Origin of the sequence: Carnobacterium sp. FSL E2-0243 (assembly GCF_038003605.1) — a bacterium.
Lineage (GTDB): Bacteria > Bacillota > Bacilli > Lactobacillales > Carnobacteriaceae > Carnobacterium > Carnobacterium maltaromaticum.
On the sequence record NZ_JBBOPM010000001.1, the window covers coordinates 1,955,729 to 1,974,604 of the forward strand.

The 18,876-nt window shown below is 34.8% G+C and carries 19 protein-coding genes and 1 riboswitch; of the genes, 1 reads left to right on the plus strand and 18 read right to left on the minus strand.

Annotated features, from left to right (window positions below; genetic code table 11):
- Positions 1-203 precede the first annotated feature (203 nt).
- The 10 genes from MHI00_RS09185 to MHI00_RS09230 form a co-directional block, all read right to left on the minus strand.
- A complete protein-coding gene (locus MHI00_RS09185; protein ID WP_010050144.1) occupies positions 204-761 on the minus strand; it encodes a ReoY family proteolytic degradation factor in 558 nt (185 codons plus the stop codon).
- A 78-nt stretch (positions 762-839) separates the two neighbouring features.
- Positions 840-2,105 carry a tetratricopeptide repeat protein gene (locus MHI00_RS09190; protein ID WP_341113012.1) on the minus strand — a complete coding sequence of 422 codons (1,266 nt, stop codon included), beginning with the start codon at positions 2,103-2,105 and terminating at the stop codon, positions 840-842.
- Positions 2,106-2,131: 26 nt separating this feature from the next.
- A complete protein-coding gene (locus MHI00_RS09195; RefSeq protein WP_341113014.1) occupies positions 2,132-3,196 on the minus strand; it encodes a hypothetical protein in 1,065 nt (354 codons plus the stop codon).
- Between the two features lie 135 nt (positions 3,197-3,331).
- Positions 3,332-3,607, minus strand: a complete 276-nt coding sequence (locus MHI00_RS09200) for an HU family DNA-binding protein (protein ID WP_010050136.1) — start codon at positions 3,605-3,607, stop codon at positions 3,332-3,334.
- 261 nt (positions 3,608-3,868) lie between these two features.
- Complete coding sequence (gene der / locus MHI00_RS09205; RefSeq protein WP_010050135.1) at positions 3,869-5,182, minus strand: ribosome biogenesis GTPase Der; 1,314 nt, start codon at positions 5,180-5,182, stop codon at positions 3,869-3,871.
- Between the two features lie 367 nt (positions 5,183-5,549).
- Positions 5,550-6,758, minus strand: coding sequence for a 30S ribosomal protein S1 (gene rpsA, locus MHI00_RS09210; RefSeq protein WP_015076256.1), 1,209 nt, complete (start codon positions 6,756-6,758; stop codon positions 5,550-5,552).
- Between the two features lie 99 nt (positions 6,759-6,857).
- Complete coding sequence (gene cmk, locus MHI00_RS09215) at positions 6,858-7,538, minus strand: (d)CMP kinase (RefSeq protein ID WP_010050133.1); 681 nt, start codon at positions 7,536-7,538, stop codon at positions 6,858-6,860.
- Between the two features lie 84 nt (positions 7,539-7,622).
- Positions 7,623-8,204 (minus strand): SAG1386/EF1546 family surface-associated protein, encoded by a 582-nt coding sequence (locus tag MHI00_RS09220; protein WP_341113021.1) that lies wholly within the window; start codon positions 8,202-8,204, stop codon positions 7,623-7,625.
- A 128-nt stretch (positions 8,205-8,332) separates the two neighbouring features.
- Positions 8,333-9,796, minus strand: coding sequence for a RecQ family ATP-dependent DNA helicase (locus MHI00_RS09225; protein WP_010050130.1), 1,464 nt, complete (start codon positions 9,794-9,796; stop codon positions 8,333-8,335).
- Complete coding sequence (locus MHI00_RS09230; protein WP_341113024.1) at positions 9,786-10,856, minus strand: helix-turn-helix domain-containing protein; 1,071 nt, start codon at positions 10,854-10,856, stop codon at positions 9,786-9,788. Before MHI00_RS09230 ends, MHI00_RS09225 begins: the two co-directional genes overlap by 11 nt.
- A 46-nt stretch (positions 10,857-10,902) precedes the next feature.
- Here MHI00_RS09230 and MHI00_RS09235 point away from each other — a divergent pair, with 46 nt between their 5' ends.
- Positions 10,903-11,160, plus strand: coding sequence for a ferredoxin (locus MHI00_RS09235; protein WP_015076252.1), 258 nt, complete (start codon positions 10,903-10,905; stop codon positions 11,158-11,160).
- 79 nt (positions 11,161-11,239) lie between these two features.
- On the opposite strand, the gene MHI00_RS09240 is transcribed toward MHI00_RS09235, so the two are convergent.
- The 8 genes from MHI00_RS09240 to lysA form a co-directional block, all read right to left on the minus strand.
- A complete protein-coding gene (locus MHI00_RS09240; RefSeq protein WP_015076251.1) occupies positions 11,240-11,830 on the minus strand; it encodes an ECF transporter S component in 591 nt (196 codons plus the stop codon).
- Positions 11,831-11,990: 160 nt separating this feature from the next.
- Positions 11,991-12,116: riboswitch (FMN riboswitch) on the minus strand.
- A gap of 182 nt (positions 12,117-12,298) precedes the next feature.
- On the minus strand, positions 12,299-14,101 hold the full coding sequence (locus tag MHI00_RS09245) for a HAMP domain-containing sensor histidine kinase (RefSeq protein ID WP_341113029.1): 1,803 nt from the start codon (positions 14,099-14,101) through the stop codon (positions 12,299-12,301).
- Between the two features lie 6 nt (positions 14,102-14,107).
- Entirely contained in the window at positions 14,108-14,830 is a 723-nt protein-coding gene (locus MHI00_RS09250) for a response regulator transcription factor (protein WP_015076248.1), read from the minus strand.
- Between the two features lie 84 nt (positions 14,831-14,914).
- A complete protein-coding gene (locus MHI00_RS09255) occupies positions 14,915-15,658 on the minus strand; it encodes a pseudouridine synthase (protein WP_010050117.1) in 744 nt (247 codons plus the stop codon).
- A 26-nt stretch (positions 15,659-15,684) separates the two neighbouring features.
- A complete protein-coding gene (scpB, locus tag MHI00_RS09260) occupies positions 15,685-16,269 on the minus strand; it encodes an SMC-Scp complex subunit ScpB (protein WP_016356425.1) in 585 nt (194 codons plus the stop codon).
- Positions 16,270-16,271: 2 nt separating this feature from the next.
- Positions 16,272-17,051 (minus strand): segregation/condensation protein A, encoded by a 780-nt coding sequence (locus tag MHI00_RS09265; RefSeq protein ID WP_010050115.1) that lies wholly within the window; start codon positions 17,049-17,051, stop codon positions 16,272-16,274.
- Positions 17,052-17,071: 20 nt separating this feature from the next.
- The gene (locus MHI00_RS09270; RefSeq protein ID WP_010050114.1) at positions 17,072-17,458 is read right to left on the minus strand and encodes a GNAT family N-acetyltransferase; all 387 of its coding nucleotides are present in this window, start codon (positions 17,456-17,458) and stop codon (positions 17,072-17,074) included.
- 22 nt (positions 17,459-17,480) lie between these two features.
- Entirely contained in the window at positions 17,481-18,800 is a 1,320-nt protein-coding gene (gene lysA, locus MHI00_RS09275) for a diaminopimelate decarboxylase (protein ID WP_341113035.1), read from the minus strand.
- Positions 18,801-18,876: the final 76 nt, after the last annotated feature.

Consider the following 18,876-nt stretch of genomic DNA (forward strand, 5'->3'; position numbering starts at 1 on the left):
AAGGCCGGAAAAATTTGATGTGACGCTTTTTGTCATCACGAAATTTCATAGAAATCGGATCAAACTAACAAGAACCTCAGTAAACCAATAGTTTAAGATCACAGTCCATCTTCGATGGATGTGTATCATGGTTCTAAGTTGCTAAAGCAACAAGAACCATGACAAAAAAAGTGCTAGAGAGGAAACTCTCTAACACTTTTTGGCTATAATTTTTCAAATTCAACCATTAACTGGTTCCATTCTTTGGATAATTCGTCAAACAATGCTCGGTTTCCTTCTTCTAATGCTTTATTAATTTTTGGCGTTAATTCTGCTTTTTTTCGTTCTAAGTCAAATTTAACTAATGCTTCATCAACTTCTTGTTTCACTTCATCACTAACACTGTCGTTCCAACGATGATACGGGTTGTCTTCTAAAACAGCCACATATTCTGGTGATTTCCATTGATCATTGAAAAACAATTCAACATACAGTTGATCTGCCCAATTTAACCGAATCTCATGAAAACCTTGTTCAGGATCTTCAAAAACTGCGCCTTCCTTAAAGAAACGAAACGGCTCTTCCTCAGTACCAATAGCCGATAAAGCCATACCTCTAGGAGTTGTTCGAACAGCTTCAACAAAATGAACTTTATTTAGAACTGTTTCATGAGTCATTAAATAGTTTAAAATCCACATAGCTTCTCTTCTTTTTAGTTGGTGGTAATCTAAAAACCAACTTAAAAACTCTTTTTTTGTTTCTAAAGATATTTTAGTGCTCATCTCAACCCCCCCAATCTCGGCTTACACATATCATGATCTATCTAATCCACTAATCTAAATTAATTATAGCCTATTTTATTAAATATCGCTATTAATTTCATCTAAGATGGCAATCATCTCTTCATCTGAGGATTCTATTTCAAGATACTTCTCGATAACTTCCTTGGTTAATTCTAACGCTCCTTCTTCTCTTAAGAATAAGGCATATGCTTTTAAGAAGTCTTTATTACGCGTAAAACTTGGGTACGCTGTTTGGTATGCTTCAGCAGCTTTAGCATAATTTTCCAATCTTTCTTGCGCCAAAGCTAAGCTCCAGTAAAACTGTGCATCTGCTTCTTCATTTTCCAGCGCTGTCTCAATTTTTACAACAGCTTCACTAAACCGCTCTTGTTTTAAATATAAATTAATCAGCGCTAGTTGCACTGTTTCGTTATCAGGATTCAACTCCAAAGATTCTTGATAGTAATATTCTCCTTGTTCTTCATCGCCTAATTTCAAGAATAAATCAGCAGCATAATAGAATAATTCTGGATTGTATTGATCTGCTCTTAGTCCCTCACGAATAACCTCGGTAGCACGGTCTAATTGATTCTCTTCTTCTAAGCTTTTAGCTAAATAAGGGTAAAGAGACGTATAACTAGGATCTAACTCTTTTAATTTAAATAACGTTTCGCTTGCCCGTCGATACTCTTTATTTTGCAAATAAGTAAAACCAAGTTCAAATAATAAATCAGTCGTTTCATTTTCTTTTTCTGCTAACTCTAAATATGGTATTGCTTGTTCAAAGTCTCCAACAGCGCTATATGCGCTCCCTATTCGTTGTGCCAGGTTAATTCCACTAATCTCACCTAAACCTGCTTCAGAGAGCTCCTCGTAGCCATAAATAGCCTGGGCATATTTTCCCATTACAAAATACAATTCAGCTAGTGCAAACGTTAAAATAGGCTCATCTGGTAAAAGTTCTTTAGCTAATAATAATTTTTGTTCACTAACTTCATACAATCCTTGAACTTGATATAAATCAGCAGAAACTAATAAGGCTTGCGGGTAAGCCGGACTCTCTTCTTCAATTGCCATTAACCAATCCATCGCCCCATCAATATCATCTTCTTCAATTGCAATTTCTGCCAAACCAATCTTCAATTCATCATCATGGCTAAAATCAATAAGTAAATGCTCATAGATGGCTTTTGTTTCTGCTAAAAAACCAAGCTGATAGAGTGTATCTGCTAGGACATATAATTCTTCGGGTTGATCTTTTTCTAAAGCCTCGATAAATAATTCTTGCGCTTCTTCTAAAGCATTATTTTGTAAAGCCTCAATCATTTGTTCTCCATAATTCATAGTTCTATCTCCTAACGTATATAGTCTCATTTTTTTATAAGTTGATACTCTTCGATCGCTTCTGCCACAGTTAAAACCGGCACAGCTACTTGCTTCAATTTACCAAAGCTATCTAATAATACCATTAAAATCGTTTTTTTACCTAAATCATTTTGCGTTAATTTTGCTAAAAGATCTGTTATGAACCAACTTTTAGGTAAATTCAAATCATAATTTAAATCTGCTAACCATTTAAACCAACCATCCAAGTCAAGTGATGCTCCCATATACCTCGCCGAAATAAGTAAAGAAAAACTGAGTCCAATAGCTAAACTGTTACTTGACATAGATTCTTCTGTTGAATTTAGGGTAATCGCTAGATGAAATTCCGAACCAAAGTAGCGCGCTAGCCCATCTGATTTCACTTTATTGCTCGTTTCAATCAAATTTAAGTAAGAAGTGACATAAGGAACGACACTTTTTATTTCTAGCTCTTTACTAGTTGGAAATTGCTCCTTCAATAAATCATAAAAAACCGAATCTAAAGTTACAGCTAACTGTAGCCAGCAACTGAACCCCTCTTGCAACTCACTCAATTGATTATCTTGGAGAAACCTTGCTTCAAAAAAAATTGCTGAGACAGTTTGCTGAGTAGCGAGAATATCTAGATTTCTCTGATGATTTAAGGCTACTTGATGTAGCAAACTTATTTCTAAGCCCATTAAAGTTGTCGGAATATCAATCAGCGACACACCACCTAGGTATAAACTAGCAAAAAAACCAGCTAATCGACTGACGCCTTCATCTCCAAAAGCTATGACACTAATGGAACTTGTTAGTTCCATTTCCTCACAATAGGCAAGCACACTAGAAAATTCAGCTAGATTGGCACTTTGTTGACCATTTGGACACACATACCAAAATTGATTGAATTCATTTCCAATCGCTAACCGTAATTTTTCATAATAACGATCATAGCTAGTTTGATTTGTAATAATTAAATACTTATTGGTTTCCTGCAATAAAAATTTATTTTCAGCTACTAATTTAGAAATGGGGGCTGCAAAATAAAAAGGGACAACTTGTTGATTCCTAGTTAGACTTATTTTCATCTTTAGACCTCCAATCCTCTTTCTAATTCAACTTATTTTACCATAATTCTTAACTCAATATGTACGATAATCAACTTTACGTTATTACTAAGAAAAGGTTGCTGCACAAAAGTGCAACAACCTTTTTTAAACGTCTTATTTAACTGCGTCTTTAAGAGCTTTACCTGGTTTGAATGCAGGTACTTTGCTTGCAGCGATTTGGATTTCTTCCCCTGTTTGAGGGTTACGACCTTTACGTGCAGCACGTTCGCGCACTTCAAAGTTACCAAAACCGATTAATTGAACTTTTTCTCCAGAACTTAAAGTAGTTTGGATTGTTTCAAATACTGCATCAACTGCTGCAGTTGCATCTTTTTTAGTTAAACCTGTTGAAGTTGCAACGCTTTCGATTAATTCTGCTTTGTTAGCCATGTGTATTTCACCTCCCTCGAAAAGAAGAATATATGCTTTGTTTGAATAAGCAAATATACATCGATAATACCATTTTTGAGTGGTCCAAAAATGGTTTGAATGAAATTGTAGCCTGTAGTAACCACAAACAACATTTCATCTAAAAGATATCATAGAAATGCTTATACTGCAATGCTTTTTACTCTTTTTCAGTAAAAATTTAATCTTTTTCGCATTTTTTTTCATATTATTTGAAAAGCGCAAACAAATGTGTTAAAATGCCTATTTTCTTTGTCTAGCAATAATTCGAATCGGCGTACCTTCAAAGGTGAAAGCGTCTCGAATACGATTTTCTAAAAAGCGCGAGTAAGAGAAATGAAGCATCTCTGGTTCGTTAACAAAAATAACGAAAGTTGGTGGTTTAATTGCCACTTGAGTTGCATAATAAATCTTCAAACGTTTGCCTTTATCAGTCGGAGTTGGATTCATTGCTACAGCATCCATAATTACATCATTTAAGACTGCAGATTGAATTCTTAGATTTTGACTCATGCTAACACGTTGAATCACATCTGGTAACGTATTTAAACGTTGTTTCGTTTTCGCTGAAACATAGACAATTGGTGCATAACTTAAATAAGCAAAGGATTCACGAATATCTTCTTCGAATTTCTTCATTGTGCTATTGTCTTTTTCTAACGTATCCCATTTGTTTACAACGATAATAATACCGCGTCCTGCTTCATGAGCATAACCCGCAACCTTCTTATCTTGCTCTCTAATCCCTGTTTCAGCATCTAGTACAACTAAGACAACGTCAGAACGTTCAATCGCTCGTAAAGCTCTTAAAACACTATATTTTTCAGTTGTTTCATAAACTTTTCCACGTTTTCGCATTCCAGCAGTATCAATCATAACAAATTCAGTTCCATCAGCTGATACAAACTCAGTATCAATTGCGTCCCTAGTCGTTCCAGCAATATCTGAAACAATAACACGTTCCTCGCCTAGAATAGCATTTACTAATGAAGATTTCCCAACATTTGGACGACCAATTAAACTAAATTTAATGACAGAATCATCATATTCTTCTTCAGTTTCTTCTGGGAAATGCCCAATAGCTGCATCTAATAAATCACCTAAACCTAAACCGTGACTTCCTGAAATTGGATAAGGCTCTCCTAATCCTAATGAGTAAAAATCAAAAACATCATTACGCATTTCTGGATTGTCGATCTTATTAACGGCTAATAAAACCGGTTTTTTAGTTCTGTATAACATTTTAGCAACATTTTCATCTGCATCCGTAACACTTTCACGGCCACTAGTAATAAAAATGATCACGTCAGCCTCATCCATTGCAATTTCAGCTTGTTGCTTAATTTGCTCTAAAAACGGCTCGTCTCCAATATCAATACCACCTGTATCAATAATATTAAATTCTTTTCCTAACCACTCACCATCTGCATAAATACGATCTCTGGTGACTCCTGATACGTCTTCTACAATTGAAATTCTTTCCCCAACAATTCGGTTAAAAATAGTTGATTTTCCAACATTTGGACGACCTACAATGGCGATAACTGGTTTTGCCATGGTTTTAGCCTCCTTCTTTTAGTTTATCTGAAACTTTATTCATTAAGTTTCTAAATTGTCAAAAACATGTTTCCCACAATTGCCAAATAAAAAATCATTTTATTAGTATTTCATTTTCATTATTCAGACTACTAACTGGTTTCAATTTTCCTTTTAGACGAAACATCTTTTTAGATTTCTTGTTCCTCTTAGTAGTTTATAGAATAAACGTTCAAGTTGCAAGCTTTCCGTCCAATTTATTAGAAGAAATTAAGATGCTTTAGAACGAATGTCCAAAAAAACAGAAAATGAGGCTGGGACAGATGTCCTTAGCCTCATCATCGCATAAACAATCTTACTTAAATCTAAGTAAAATTCGTTTTATTTTTTATTCATCGTCCTCTGAAGTCATATCTGAAAGTTGTTCACCTAAAATATCACCTAAAGTAAAACCTGAATCTTCTTCTGGTAATGTATAATCAACAACATCTTCTTTTTCAGATTTTTCTGAAGCTGGTTTTTCTTCCAACGCTTTAATACTTAAAGATAAACGTTGATCAGTTGGATTCACTTCAAGAACTTTAACCTTAATTTCGTCACCTTCATGTAAAACTTCATGAGGCGTTGCAATATGGTTGTGAGAAATTTGAGAAATATGAACTAATCCTTCTACGCCAGGATAAACTTCCACAAATGCACCAAAGCTAGTTAGACGTTTAACGATTCCTGATAAAGTCGAACCTACAGCAGCACGTTCTTCAATATTTTCCCAAGGTCCTGGTTGAGTATCTTTGATTGATAAAGAAATTCTACCAGTTTCTTCATTGATTGACAAAATTTTAACTTGAACTTCTTCGCCAACTGTTAAAACATCACCTGGTGCTTTCACATGATTGTATGAAATTTGAGAAATATGAACAAGTCCGTCTACTCCACCAAGATCAATAAATGCACCAAAATTAGTTAAACGAGCAACAGTACCTGTGACTGTATCACCCTCAACAAGTTTTGTCATAATTTCTTTTTTAGCTACTTCTTTTTCAGCTTCAACAACAGCTTTATGTGATAAAATCAAACGGTTTTCACTTGGTTCAATTTCAACAATTTTAAAGCCTAATGTTTGACCTTTATAAACAGAAAAATCATCAACGAAGTGTGCATCTACCATTGAAGCTGGTACAAATCCACGAATCCCAACATCAACAACTAAGCCACCCTTAACAACATCTGTGACAGGCGCTTGGATAATCGTACCTGCTTCAAAGTCTTTTTGGATTCCTTCCCAAACTTTTTTAGCGTCAATACGACGTTTTGAAAGTAAGAAACTTCCATTTTCTTTATCTTTAATAGGTTTAATTACAACTAAATCGACTACATCTCCAACATTTACCACATCGGTTACGTTTTCAAAGGGAGTAGATGATAATTCATTAAAAGGAATCACACCTTCTACACCACCGCCAACAATCCCAACAATTGCTTGTTTGTTATCTTGAATGGTTAAAATTTCACCTTGAACGATATCGCCAATATTTACATCTTGGACACTGTTCATGGCATCCATCATTGTTTCTTGATTTTCTACGTTTTCAGTCATTTTTTAGTCCTCCTTAACAGCCTTTTAAGTCTACATTCTCTATTTTAGCGAATATTCGGAAATATTGCTACAAAAAGATTCATGAAATTGAAAAAAACGCTATTTTTTTACAGTTTCTTCAATAATACTTTTAATTTTCGCAACAACACCTTCAATGGATAAGCTCGTGGTATCAACTAAAATAGCATCCTCCGCTTGTAGCAATGGTGAGACTTTACGTGTTGAATCTTTATAATCACGATCTGCAATTTCTTGTTGTAAGACTTCTAACGCAGTCGTAATCCCCTTCGTCTGATTCTCTTTAAAACGTCTTTCTGCTCGCTCTGTGACACTAGCCACTAAAAATATTTTAATTTCAGCATCAGGTAACACTGCTGTTCCAATATCGCGACCATCCATGACAATACCGCCAGCCTTAGCGATTTCTTGCTGACGCTTGACTAATTCTACTCGCACAGCCTGATGAGCCGAGACCGCTGATACACCATTGGTCACATCACTTTGACGAATTTCATCCGTCACTTCTTTTCCATTGACAAAAACTTTTTGAATTTCCGCACTTGGATCAAAAGTTATCGTCATATCCTGTAACAACTGAACTAACCCTGCTTCGTCATCAACTGAAATATTATTTTCCATCGCCATATAAGTTAATGCACGGTACATCGCTCCTGTATCACAGTAGATATAGCCCAAATCTTTTGCTAAAATTTTAGCTACTGTGCTTTTACCTGCTGATGCTGGACCATCAATTGCTATTCTTAATCGTTTTTCTGTCATTATTACGCCTTCTTTCTGAACTTTAACTTCTCACACAGATAAAAAACCGTCAAGAGCTGACGGCTTTTTATCCTTTTTTCTAACTTAATTTATTTTTAAAACTTGCCCAACAGATACCGTATCAGAACTTAAACCATTTAACTGTTTAATTTGATCTAATGTCATACCGTTATTTACAGCGATTCTATATAAGTTATCCCCGGATTTTACTGTATACGTATTTGTTACTGGCGGCTCTTCAACTGGTGGAGGGGTTTCCTCAACTGGTGGTGTTGGTTCAACAGGAGCTGGCGTTTCTTCAACTGGCGCACTAAAAGATGAAACAGCTGATGAACTTTCTGCCGGTTTTGACTCACTGCTACTTTCTTTACTACTAGAACTACTACTTTCTTTGCTACTACTGCTACTATTCATTGTTACTTGGTCATTAGCAGACCCAGTATCTTCTACATCTTTATTGTTTGAATACCACCAAACGACTGAAATCGGTAAAATAATTAATAATGCCAAAAACACACATAATGTTGTTAGAATAGGAGAGATTCCTCCCTTAGCTTTCTTGCGAGCTGTTCTTGAATAGTTCCCTTCAGAGAAACCACCTTCATCGTCAAATTTACGTGACCATGCTTCTTCTTTTTGCTGATCATCAATTCTTTTTTTACTCATCTGGTATTCCTCCTAAAAATATTTCGACTTAATTGTACCATACTCCTCAGATGTTTGTCTTTTAAAAATTTCTTATGAATAGACTACTAGATTAATTGATACCTTTAATGTACCATTTTTTTGCTTATCTAGCCATTTTTAGAATCTTTATCTAGCTTAAATAAATAGGTTATTTTTTCTAACCATTTTAGTTCTTTATTTTCTTCTGCAATCTCAGGTTCCTTTTCTTTAGCTAAATAAGGTTCGTACGCTATTCCACAGTTGCTACAACAATTACTAATCTTTGTTGCCTGACTTTCTTCAAAGTAGTGAAGCATTACCGCTCTTTTACAACTAGTCGTTTCCGCATAATCAGTCATATACTTTAATTGAGCATTTTTTTGGTAGCTTCTATTTTTTAATTGAGCTTTGGCTTCATGTAATGGGATGTTTAAATTTAAATAACTTTCGAGTAAACGGTACTGACTCTCACTACAACTTCCCGGTACAATGCTTCCTTTGCGATACACATATTCGAGCATTGATTCTGTTGGCAAATCATTTTCTTGAAGACGCATCTGAATATAGACGTCACTTTTTTCATATAACAAAACAGCTAGGCTAGGTAAGCCATCACGTCCACAACGACCTATTTCTTGTAAATAACTTTCCATACTGCTTGGGATATGATAATGAATTACAAAGCGAATATTCGGTTTATTAATGCCCATTCCAAATGCATTGGTTGCACAAATAATGTCTATTTTATTATGAATAAACTGTTGTTGCAGACGGATTCTATCCGCCGATTCAACTTCTGAATGGTAGCTTTCTGCAGAATAAGGTGTCATCTTTCGGATCATTTCAGCAATTTCATCTGCTAGTTTTCGACTTGAAAAATAAATAATACCCGGCTTTTCTAGTTTAGTCACATAGTCCATTAGTTGCTCATTTTTATTTTTATAACACTCAACCACTTCCAGTGCGATGTTTGGTCGATCTACAGAATGAATAATTTGAGTAGTTTCTTCTGGAATCAACTGGAGAGCCGCAAAAATATCTTCTTTGACACGTTGATTGGCTGTTGCTGTTAATGCCATTGTTAAAGGCGAATTTAGTTCCTTCAAAACAGAACCTAACGTTAAATAATCTGGGCGAAAATCCATTCCCCATTGTGAGATACAGTGAGCTTCGTCTATGGCAAATAAAGCAATCGTACTTTTTTTCAGTGCATTTAAAACACGCTCTTGTTGCAGCATTTCTGGTGATAAAAATAAAAATTTCAATTCATTGAACTGCTGGAAAATATAAGCTTTTTCACTATAATCTAGTAGGCTAGTTAATGCCGCAACTTTTTTTTCACCCTTTTGTCGGAGCTGCTCAACTTGATCTTGCATTAGTGATAATAACGGTGATACAATCACAACCAATCCCTCACTCAAATAGCCAGTCAGTTGATAACAAATCGATTTTCCAGTTCCTGTTGGTAGTAAAACTAATGTATTTTCACCACTTAAAGCTGCTGATATGGCTTCGTATTGTCCTGAGCGTAATTGTCGATAGCCAAAATGTTCGAATAATGCCTCTTCTATAATTTGTTGTTTAGTTCGCATTTTTTTCACGCCACCTTTCAATTTGCATGAGACGATACACGTAAAAAGGTACTTCTGGGAAAAATTCTTTTATATCAGAAAATGAACTCATAGGCTGATTTTCTAATTGTTGTTTAACTTCCAAAAAAGGTTGTTCCTTAATTAAACTGTGAACATTAAATTTTTTATCTATCAAACTTAATTCAATCACATGTTCAGAAACAGTACTTAATTTTAATTGCCTAATTTTAGCAATTTCAATTAAATCCAAGCCTTCCATTAAATTTTTCTGCGTTTGTCTCACACTTTGGCTCACAGCTCCATGCGTTTCCAGTAAATCCGTAAAAATGCTGAAAAAAATTGGGAATGTCTCTGGTTGTTCGGTAACTTCATGAATTAACTTACTTAGTCCATCTAACAAAATTATTCTAACCTCAACAGCTTCTTTTAAAAATGCCGTTGCTAATTGCATGGTTGTTTGTCCGTAATAATCATGACCAGTTAGAAAACCAATCATAATCTCAGCACTTATTTTTGATTGGTTTCTAGCTAGTTGAAGCCACTCTATTCCAAAGGCTTCGGCTAATTCCTCACGGCTCTCAGACTTGCTTTTTACCCATTTTTTTACCCATACTTGGAGACTCCATTCTTTTTCTATTGGAATATAGGATTGATTTTTATAACGAATTTCCGATAAAACTTGGCTTACAAAAACTAATCTACGCCAATAAACATGAATCCAACGACCATTCTGCAAAAAGTTTAATTCCGTCGGATAATACTGTTTTTCAAAGTAAGCAGTAATTTCTTTTTGCCCCATTTCCGTCAAACAATAATAGTCATTTTCTTCTTTTTTTAGAATTTTTAAAGCTATTCCTTTTTTTAAGCTATGCTGATAATGCTCTTTTTTCAACTTATTAAAGAGGCTAAAATAAGCAGATAATCGATAAATTTCTGCCTGATATAAAATCGAAGCTGTCCGTTTGCCTGATATAATATGGAAAACAGTCATGGCTTTTCGAGGTTCACTAGTTGAAAAAAAACTAAATAAAAGGTAATCTAAGTATGAAAGTTCATCCATTTACGCGCGCTCCTTATCTATAAATAAACTAAAAAGAGGTTAAATCATGCCTAAATTCTACACAAAAGTCGATCAAGAAAAATGTATTGCTTGTGGCTTATGCCAAATAAAAGCGCCACAAATTTATGAGTATACAGAAGATGGCTTGGCCTATAATCTCATTGATCAAAATACTGGTCAAATGCCATTGCCTGATGCACTTATTTCTGAATTTAAACTAGCTTATACAGCTTGTCCAACTAACGCTATTTTACGGAAATCAGAACCATTTAATGCTAGTCCTTCTATCATAACAAATAACTAGCTATCTGGCACGAGTTATCTAAGTCAATTCTAAAACTAAAAAAACAAGGCTTAAAAGGACATCCTTTTAAGCCTTGTTTTTATTCATTTATATGTGTAGCTTGGTTTTTAATAATCCAAGGTTGCAATTTAGTAAACATAAAGATAAATACACTACTTACTAATAGTCCTTTAATAATGTTAAAAGGTAAAACACCTAAAAGTACGAACTCTTTGATAGGTCCAACGCTGAACCCCATGACAGCTAAATACAAAGGTGTGATGATTAGCCAGTTGGCAAGTGACATGATAGTTGCTAAAGAAATGACTCCCGTCACATTAGCTACAAGCGTATTTGACATTGTTAATGTTCCTTTTTTCATGTGTTTGCTCATGATAAAATAAATTGGGTAACTATAAACAATACTTGCGATAAAACTAGCAATATCTCCGATTGGGTAGCCCATATCACCTGATGTTTGAAGGTAATGTAATACCGTACGAACAAGTGCAATTAAAACTCCACCAACAGGTCCATACAAAAACATTCCTAACAAAATTGGAATATCACTGAAATCGACCTTCATAAATGAAGCACTGGGTAAAATAGGAAAAGCAAAGAACATCAATACATAGGCGATTGCACCAAACATTGCAATCCCAACTAATCTTTTTGTGTTACTGGTTTTCATAAAAAATCCTCCTAAAAGGATTCATCTAGAGCGATTATGGAATTATTTAAATCTAAACAAAAGCGCGTCCCTTTATCGAACGTTCTCAAAAAAATGCTCCGCCTAACTTCTTTCTCTTCAGAAAAAAATCAAACAGAGCATTTGAATAGATTCAAATAAGCCCCATCTTCTTTATCCAGACTTTACTGTCGGTACTGGAATTACACCAGTTCAGCTAAATGGCGAACCAAATAGGTCGTGGACTATACCACCGGTCGGGAATTTCACCCTGCCCCTGAAGACGAATCATTAAATTATTTTTGACACAGCGCTGTGTACTATTCTATTATACCTTTTTTACTTAATTTTGCAACAAAAACTTACTATTTGTTAGTGAATTATACTTTTCCCTCTCTAACTAATGGCTTTAGATGCCAAAAAAAGCAAACAGGAAATTTCAGCCTGCTTGCCTTTCGATACTAAAATTAGTTAATTGACCTTATCTCTGTATGGCAAATGAATAATAAAACTTGTTGAGATATCTTCGATACTTTGGACTTCCATATAGCCTTCATGCTCTTCGACAATGCTTTTGACAATCGATAAGCCAATTCCAGTACCACTCTTATTTTCTTTATTCATTACTCTAGATTTATCAGCTTTATAAAAACGTTCAAAAATAAATGGTAGGTCCTTCTTAGGAATTCCAGTTCCATTATCCTTAACTTCAATCAGTAACTCATCCATTACTTCATCTAAATGAACCAATATCTCTACTTGCCCATTTTTTTTATGAGCCATTGTTGTATGTCTAATCGCATTATTAATCAAGTTAAACAAGACTTGGCTCATTTTATCTTCATCCATGTAATATGTTTCCATATCTGGTTGAATCTCAAATGACAGTTTCACTTCACTCGATTGGGCAATTTGATTGAAACGTGAAGTTAAATCTCGCACAAAACTATATAAATCAACTTCAGTACGCTGCAATTCAATATAGCCAGCTTCCATTCGTGATAAATCTAACATTTCATTAACCATTCGGCTCATTCTTTCTGATTCTTCCCAGATTATTTTCGCCATCTCATGTTTATCCTCACGCGTTTCGGCCACATCATCTAGAATTGCTTCACTATAGCCACGAATCATAACAAGAGGCGTTCTGAGCTCGTGTGAAACATTATTAATGAAGTCGACCCTCATTGTATCTAAACGTCGCTCCTTAGTCATATCTTGGACAGAAGCTAATACACCCCGAACTGTTACCATATCTTCACTATATAATGGAACCAGATTAATTTTATAATAGTAATCATCTAACTGTAGCTCGAATATAAGATCAACCGTATTTTCAATGACATCATTAATTTTTTGGTCTAAGATATAAGGCATGCGCTCAACATCAGAATATTGAGCACTCCGACGCCACTGCTGTAGAAATTCTTCGCCATTAGGATTTGACATTAATAAATCCTTATCTCGGTTATAAAATAGAACTCCAGTTGTCATTGAAGACAAAATATGTGCGAGTAACTCCTTTTCTTGCCTTGTAGCCATCCCGATTGACTCCAGCGACTTACCCATTTTATTCATTGCTAATGCAAGTTGCGAGAGTTCATCTCTCGATCTAATTGGGGTCTGTCTTGTAAAATCATTTTTTGCATATTCAAAAGCAATGTCGCGCATTCTTGATAAAGGATTGCCAATTCGTAATTTTAAATAATAGTAAAATAAAACAGATAGAATTAGCAACATAATAAAAATGAAAGCTGTCCATTGATTCATTTTCTTAGCAATCGACGTTAAAAAAGATAAATCTGCATAAGAATACAGCGTTCCTTTTTTTCCATCATAACTAAAGTGTTTAATATTTAATATAAATTCCGAATTGTTTTTCCCACCCATATTGCCACGGATTTCTCTATCTTCAGTTGCTTTAGCAGCCTCTTGAACATCTTTTCGAGTCATGATTTTATCTGCATAAGTAGTAGACAACGTTTCATAGTGCTCATTAAAAAAAGATTCTTTTTTTCCATCATACTCAATTAAAAAAAAGAGATGCGCATCAAAAGGATCAAATTTTTCAGGATTATTCAATAAAAAAACTGGATTTTTAACAACCAGCTTTTCGACACTCGAAATTGATTTATTAAAATCAGTTACATATATTTCTTCAACTGTTCGTTGATAAATTGTTGAATAGATTAGTGTACTACTAATCAAACAAAAGGCGACAATTACCATTGTCACCAGCCATGTTCGAAAAACGATACTATTTAATTTTGTCATACTCCACTACTCCTTAGAGTCATAGTGAGAATTGAATTTGTAGCCTAAACCCCATACAGTCACAATCATTTTAGCTGCTTTATCTGACTGTTGAGCTAATTTTTCACGTAATCGTTTTACGTGCGTATCAACAGTGCGTAAATCACCAAAAAATTCATACTTCCATACTTCACGTAATAATTGTTCGCGGCCAAATATTTGGTCTGGTGCTTGAGCTAAATACAATAATAAATCATATTCTTTTGGAGTTAAATTAACCGGCTTACCATCCGCTAGAACACGATGGGCTTGATTATCAACTTCAATATGCGGGAATACGATTAAATCAGGATTTTCTGGAGTAATAGGTTTCGCACTTTGAGTTCTTTTCAAAATAGCGGCTACACGTAAGACAACTTCTCTTGGACTAAAGGGTTTTACAATGTAATCATCTGCTCCAACTTCAAAACCTTGAACCCGATTTGTTTCTTCGCCTTTAGCCGTCAACATCATGATTGGTGTATCTTTTGTTTCTCTTAAATTTTTAGCTACATCAATTCCATCCATTTTAGGTAACATTAAATCTAACAGAATCAAATCGTAATCATTCTCTAAAGCTAAAGAGAGAGCGTCTTCTCCATTATCCGTTTCAGTTATAATAAAATTTTCTCGCTCTAGATACATTTTTAATAAGCGACGAATCCGCTCTTCGTCATCTACAATCAATATATTTATTGCATCAGTTTTCATCTAAGCTACCTTCTTTCTCCAAGTAAATCCACTATCTTCTCAATTATACACAAGAAACCTTGATTTTTTCAACCAATAACCTTTTTAGCGTTTATCTTTTTGGTTTTGAGATTCTTTTGCTAAATTGCGTAAGCTATTCACTTCAAATGATTTCAACTCACGCCATTCACCCGGTTTTAAACCTTCTAAATTTAAAGAACCATAGGTTTCGCGCTTTAATTTTTGAACTGGAAAACCTAATGCCATAAACATATTTTTAACTTGGCGATTACGACCTTCATAGATAGTCAACTCAACAATAGACGTTTGTTTTACACGATCTGCTGAAATTAAATTAGCTTTAGCAGGAGCTGTTTTTTTGCCATCTATTTTGATTCCACGTTCTAATTTTTTGATTGACATTGGATCTACCATTCCTTTTACCTTCGCTACATAAGTTTTTGGAATGTGGTACTTAGGATGCATCAGTTGTTGCGATAGTTCACCGTCGTTTGTCATGATTAAAACACCAGTTGTATCATAATCTAATCTTCCAACTGGATAAATACGTTGTGAAACTCCACCAAAGAAATCAGTCACAACACGACGCTCTTTGTCATCTGATACTGCAGAAATAGTATTTCGTGGTTTGTATAGTAAGAAATAAACAGGTTGCTCACGATCAATGGGAACACCATCAACTTCAACAACATCAGAATTTCCAATTTGAATACCCATTTCTTTAACAGTTAGCCCGTTCACCTTAACATGACCTGTAGCAATTAATTCTTCAGCTTTACGTCTTGACGCAACACCTGCGTGTGCAATAACTTTTTGTAATCGTTCCATAATAATAATTCCCCTTTTTTCAACATTTATTCTTCTTGCGATTGAAATTGTTGATTGAATTTTTCAAAAAACAAATCAGATTCAACTTCTTCTTGATCTTGTTCTAATTCATCAATTGCTGGCAGTTCTTTAATATTCTTTAAACCAAAATAATCCATAAAATAATTCGTAGTCCCATATAAAATCGCCCGTCCTGGGCCATTTACACGACCTTTATCTTCAATTAATCCTCTAAGTAATAGTTTTTGTAAGGCTCCACTTGTTTGGACACCACGAATTTCATCGATTTCCATTCTCGTTAAAGGTTGCTTATACGCAATAATTGCCAACGTTTCTAAGGCTGCCTGAGATAAATTTGTTGATAAGGGTGAGACAGCATATTTTTTTATAATTCCAGCATATTCTTTTTTTGTTGCTAACTGATAATGATTCCCTACTTCAAGCAGCATTAAACCACTCGCCTTAGAAGACTCATAATTTTTTTGTAGCTGTGTTAATAATTGAAAAGCAAATTGCGTTGTACATTCTAAAACAGTCGCAATTTCTTCTAAAGAAAGCCCCTCATCTCCTGCCACAAAAAGTAACGTTTCTACAGCACCAATTTCATTCATCATCATTCTACTCCTTGAGTTGTTTCATTTTCATCTTGAGATCCGTAAACTAAAATATCTCCACAAATTTCTTCTTGATTGATCCAAATCGCTCCTTCTTTAATTAACTCTAAAAGAGCCATAAAAGTTGTGACCATTTCTGATTTAGTTGGATCTTGAAAGAAATCATCAAATAAAATAGCTTCATCTTTTTTTAAGCGTTTTAATCGTTTGACAATTGTCTTCATCTTTTCATCAATTGTAATTTCCTCTGACGAAATCTTCGTTTGCATGGGTATTTTTTGTTGTTTTTTTGTAATCATTTGATGAAAAGCAGTAAATAAATCAATTGTCGTTACCTGCAATGGCTGCAAAGGAACATCAATCTGTAAATCTTGCAAATTCATTGGTGTTTTTGTGTAATATTGGCTCCGCTCTTCTTCTTTATCTTTGAGTAGGTCTGCCGCATATTTGTATTTACGATACTCTAGTAACTGATCAACTAAGGCATCTCGAGGATCTTCTCCCTCTTCATAAAAGCCTTCTTCGTCCTCGTCTACTTCCAATTCTTGCTTTGGTAAAAGCATTTTACTTTTTATCGCCATCAAAGTTGCTGCCATTACTAAATAATCACCTGCTATATCTAACTCTAGCTCCTTCATAGTATGGAGATAGGCTAGATACTGGGCAGTGATTTCAGCCATCGGAATATCATAAATATCTAATTCCAACTGTTGAATTAAGTGTAACAATAAATCTAGAGGTCCTTCGAAAACATCAATTTTAACAGTGATATCTGCCATTATTTTTTCAACCTCTTTCTTTAAGTTAGCTCGTTCGGTTTCTCAGAATTTTCTTTATAATGCTCCCATTTAGCAATGATAGGCGCTGTTTCTAATGTTCCAATTATTTTTCTTTCTGGTAACTTCTCATCTAGTTCCTGCAGCATTCGAAAACTGATGCCTTCTTTACGAAAAGATGGATTAATCGAAATATGACGTAGTAAAACCATTTCCGGCTCAATTTCAATGCCTAACATTCCAATAAAATCGGTAGTTTCCTCGTTGCTCCACAAATATAAGCGTCGATTTTCTTCTGCTTGATACCAATTAATCTCTGCTTTTAAACGTGAAACCTCTTTTAAATCAGGCACAAAAGAGAGTAACCCCATCATAATTTTTTCATAATCATTCTTGTAGTTAATTAACATCAAATATCCTCCTACTTTACTCTTAACCCTTCGGTAAGGAGCGGTCTAATCTCATTAGATCAGCATAGCTTTCTCTTTCAACGACTAGATAGTCCGTTCCGTTTTCCACAAATACAACTGGAGGTCTTGGAATACGATTATAGTTATTAGCCATCGAATATCCGTAGGCACCTGTACTAAAAACAGCTAAAATATCATTACGCTCTGCTTTTGGTAACGGTAAATCCCAAATTAACATATCCCCAGATTCACAACATTTTCCTGCTATCGAATAAGTTTCTGTAACTGGATCATTTCCACGATTGGCTAAAATCCCAGTATACTCAGCATCATAGAGTGCCGGACGAATGTTATCAGACATTCCACCATCCACAGCTAAATAGTTGCGCACATTTGGTACTTCTTTTTCGGATCCTGTTTGATACAACGTAATACCTGCGTCTCCAACGATACTGCGTCCTGGCTCAATCCAAATTTCAGGCATCGTAATTCCATACTCTGTGGTTTTAGCAATTACTTCAGCGATAATTCTATCAACATATTCTGAAATGGCTAAAGGTTTGTCACTTTCGATATAACGAATGCCAAATCCACCGCCAAGATTAAGAACTTCCAAATCAAAAGCTGTTGCTTTTTGCCATTCCTTAACAGAAGCGAGCAACTTGTCAATCGCCATTATAAATCCTTCTGTCTCGAAAATTTGCGAGCCGATATGGCTGTGTAACCCAATCAGTTTCATGTAAGGCATTGTTAACGCTAAATCAACTGCCGATTTAGCTTGACCATTTAAGAGATCAAACCCAAATTTAGAATCTTCTTGTCCCGTTGAAATATACTCATGAGTATGAGCTTCTACGCCAGGTGTAACACGTAGTAAGATGTTGACTTCTTGTTTCCGTTCAGTGGTCAACTTATGCAACAAATGCAACTCACTAAAATTATCAACGACAAAACAACCGATTTTATAGTTTAAGGCTTCGATCAATTCACTTTCTGTTTTATTATTTCCATGAAAATGTATTTTTTCAGGTGGATAATCAGCTTGAATGGCTGTATATAATTCACCACCAGAAACGACATCGACAGAAAGACCCTCTTGCGCCATTAATTGATACATAGCTAGACATGCAAAGGCTTTGCTTGCATAGGCTACTTGAGCTGTTATATTTTGTGCCGAAAAAGCTTGTTTAAAAGCTCTTGCTTGCTTTTTTATTTGAAAAACATCATATACATAAACAGGCGTTCCATATTTCTTCACTAGTTTAACTGTGTCTACCCCACCAATTTCTAAATGGTTTTCTTGATTAATTTTCATAGTCCCCGTTAATAAAGAATTCTCCATATTTTCTCCCCGTTTCAATCCTTACTAATTTATTCTATTTACTTTAACACACTCTTTTTATATACTCAAATATTGT

What these genes read in the sequence shown, in the direction of transcription:
- MHI00_RS09240 (WP_015076251.1), bottom strand. Translation starts at nt 11,830, where the DNA reads ATGAAAACCAGTAACACAAAAAGATTAGTTGGGATTGCAATGTTTGGT.
- MHI00_RS09185 (WP_010050144.1), bottom strand. Translation starts at nt 761, where the DNA reads ATGAGCACTAAAATATCTTTAGAAACAAAAAAAGAGTTTTTAAGTTGG.
- scpB (WP_016356425.1), bottom strand. Translation starts at nt 16,269, where the DNA reads ATGAATGAAATTGGTGCTGTAGAAACGTTACTTTTTGTGGCAGGAGAT.
- MHI00_RS09250 (WP_015076248.1), bottom strand. Translation starts at nt 14,830, where the DNA reads ATGAAAACTGATGCAATAAATATATTGATTGTAGATGACGAAGAGCGG.
- der (WP_010050135.1), bottom strand. Translation starts at nt 5,182, where the DNA reads ATGGCAAAACCAGTTATCGCCATTGTAGGTCGTCCAAATGTTGGAAAA.
- MHI00_RS09245 (WP_341113029.1), bottom strand. Translation starts at nt 14,101, where the DNA reads ATGACAAAATTAAATAGTATCGTTTTTCGAACATGGCTGGTGACAATG.
- MHI00_RS09225 (WP_010050130.1), bottom strand. Translation starts at nt 9,796, where the DNA reads ATGCGAACTAAACAACAAATTATAGAAGAGGCATTATTCGAACATTTT.
- MHI00_RS09195 (WP_341113014.1), bottom strand. Translation starts at nt 3,196, where the DNA reads ATGAAAATAAGTCTAACTAGGAATCAACAAGTTGTCCCTTTTTATTTT.
- MHI00_RS09230 (WP_341113024.1), bottom strand. Translation starts at nt 10,856, where the DNA reads ATGGATGAACTTTCATACTTAGATTACCTTTTATTTAGTTTTTTTTCA.
- MHI00_RS09200 (WP_010050136.1), bottom strand. Translation starts at nt 3,607, where the DNA reads ATGGCTAACAAAGCAGAATTAATCGAAAGCGTTGCAACTTCAACAGGT.
- MHI00_RS09220 (WP_341113021.1), bottom strand. Translation starts at nt 8,204, where the DNA reads ATGAGTAAAAAAAGAATTGATGATCAGCAAAAAGAAGAAGCATGGTCA.
- rpsA (WP_015076256.1), bottom strand. Translation starts at nt 6,758, where the DNA reads ATGACTGAAAACGTAGAAAATCAAGAAACAATGATGGATGCCATGAAC.
- MHI00_RS09255 (WP_010050117.1), bottom strand. Translation starts at nt 15,658, where the DNA reads ATGGAACGATTACAAAAAGTTATTGCACACGCAGGTGTTGCGTCAAGA.
- MHI00_RS09190 (WP_341113012.1), bottom strand. Translation starts at nt 2,105, where the DNA reads ATGAATTATGGAGAACAAATGATTGAGGCTTTACAAAATAATGCTTTA.
- lysA (WP_341113035.1), bottom strand. Translation starts at nt 18,800, where the DNA reads ATGGAGAATTCTTTATTAACGGGGACTATGAAAATTAATCAAGAAAAC.
- MHI00_RS09235 (WP_015076252.1), top strand. Translation starts at nt 10,903, where the DNA reads ATGCCTAAATTCTACACAAAAGTCGATCAAGAAAAATGTATTGCTTGT.
- MHI00_RS09270 (WP_010050114.1), bottom strand. Translation starts at nt 17,458, where the DNA reads ATGTTAATTAACTACAAGAATGATTATGAAAAAATTATGATGGGGTTA.
- MHI00_RS09265 (WP_010050115.1), bottom strand. Translation starts at nt 17,051, where the DNA reads ATGGCAGATATCACTGTTAAAATTGATGTTTTCGAAGGACCTCTAGAT.
- cmk (WP_010050133.1), bottom strand. Translation starts at nt 7,538, where the DNA reads ATGACAGAAAAACGATTAAGAATAGCAATTGATGGTCCAGCATCAGCA.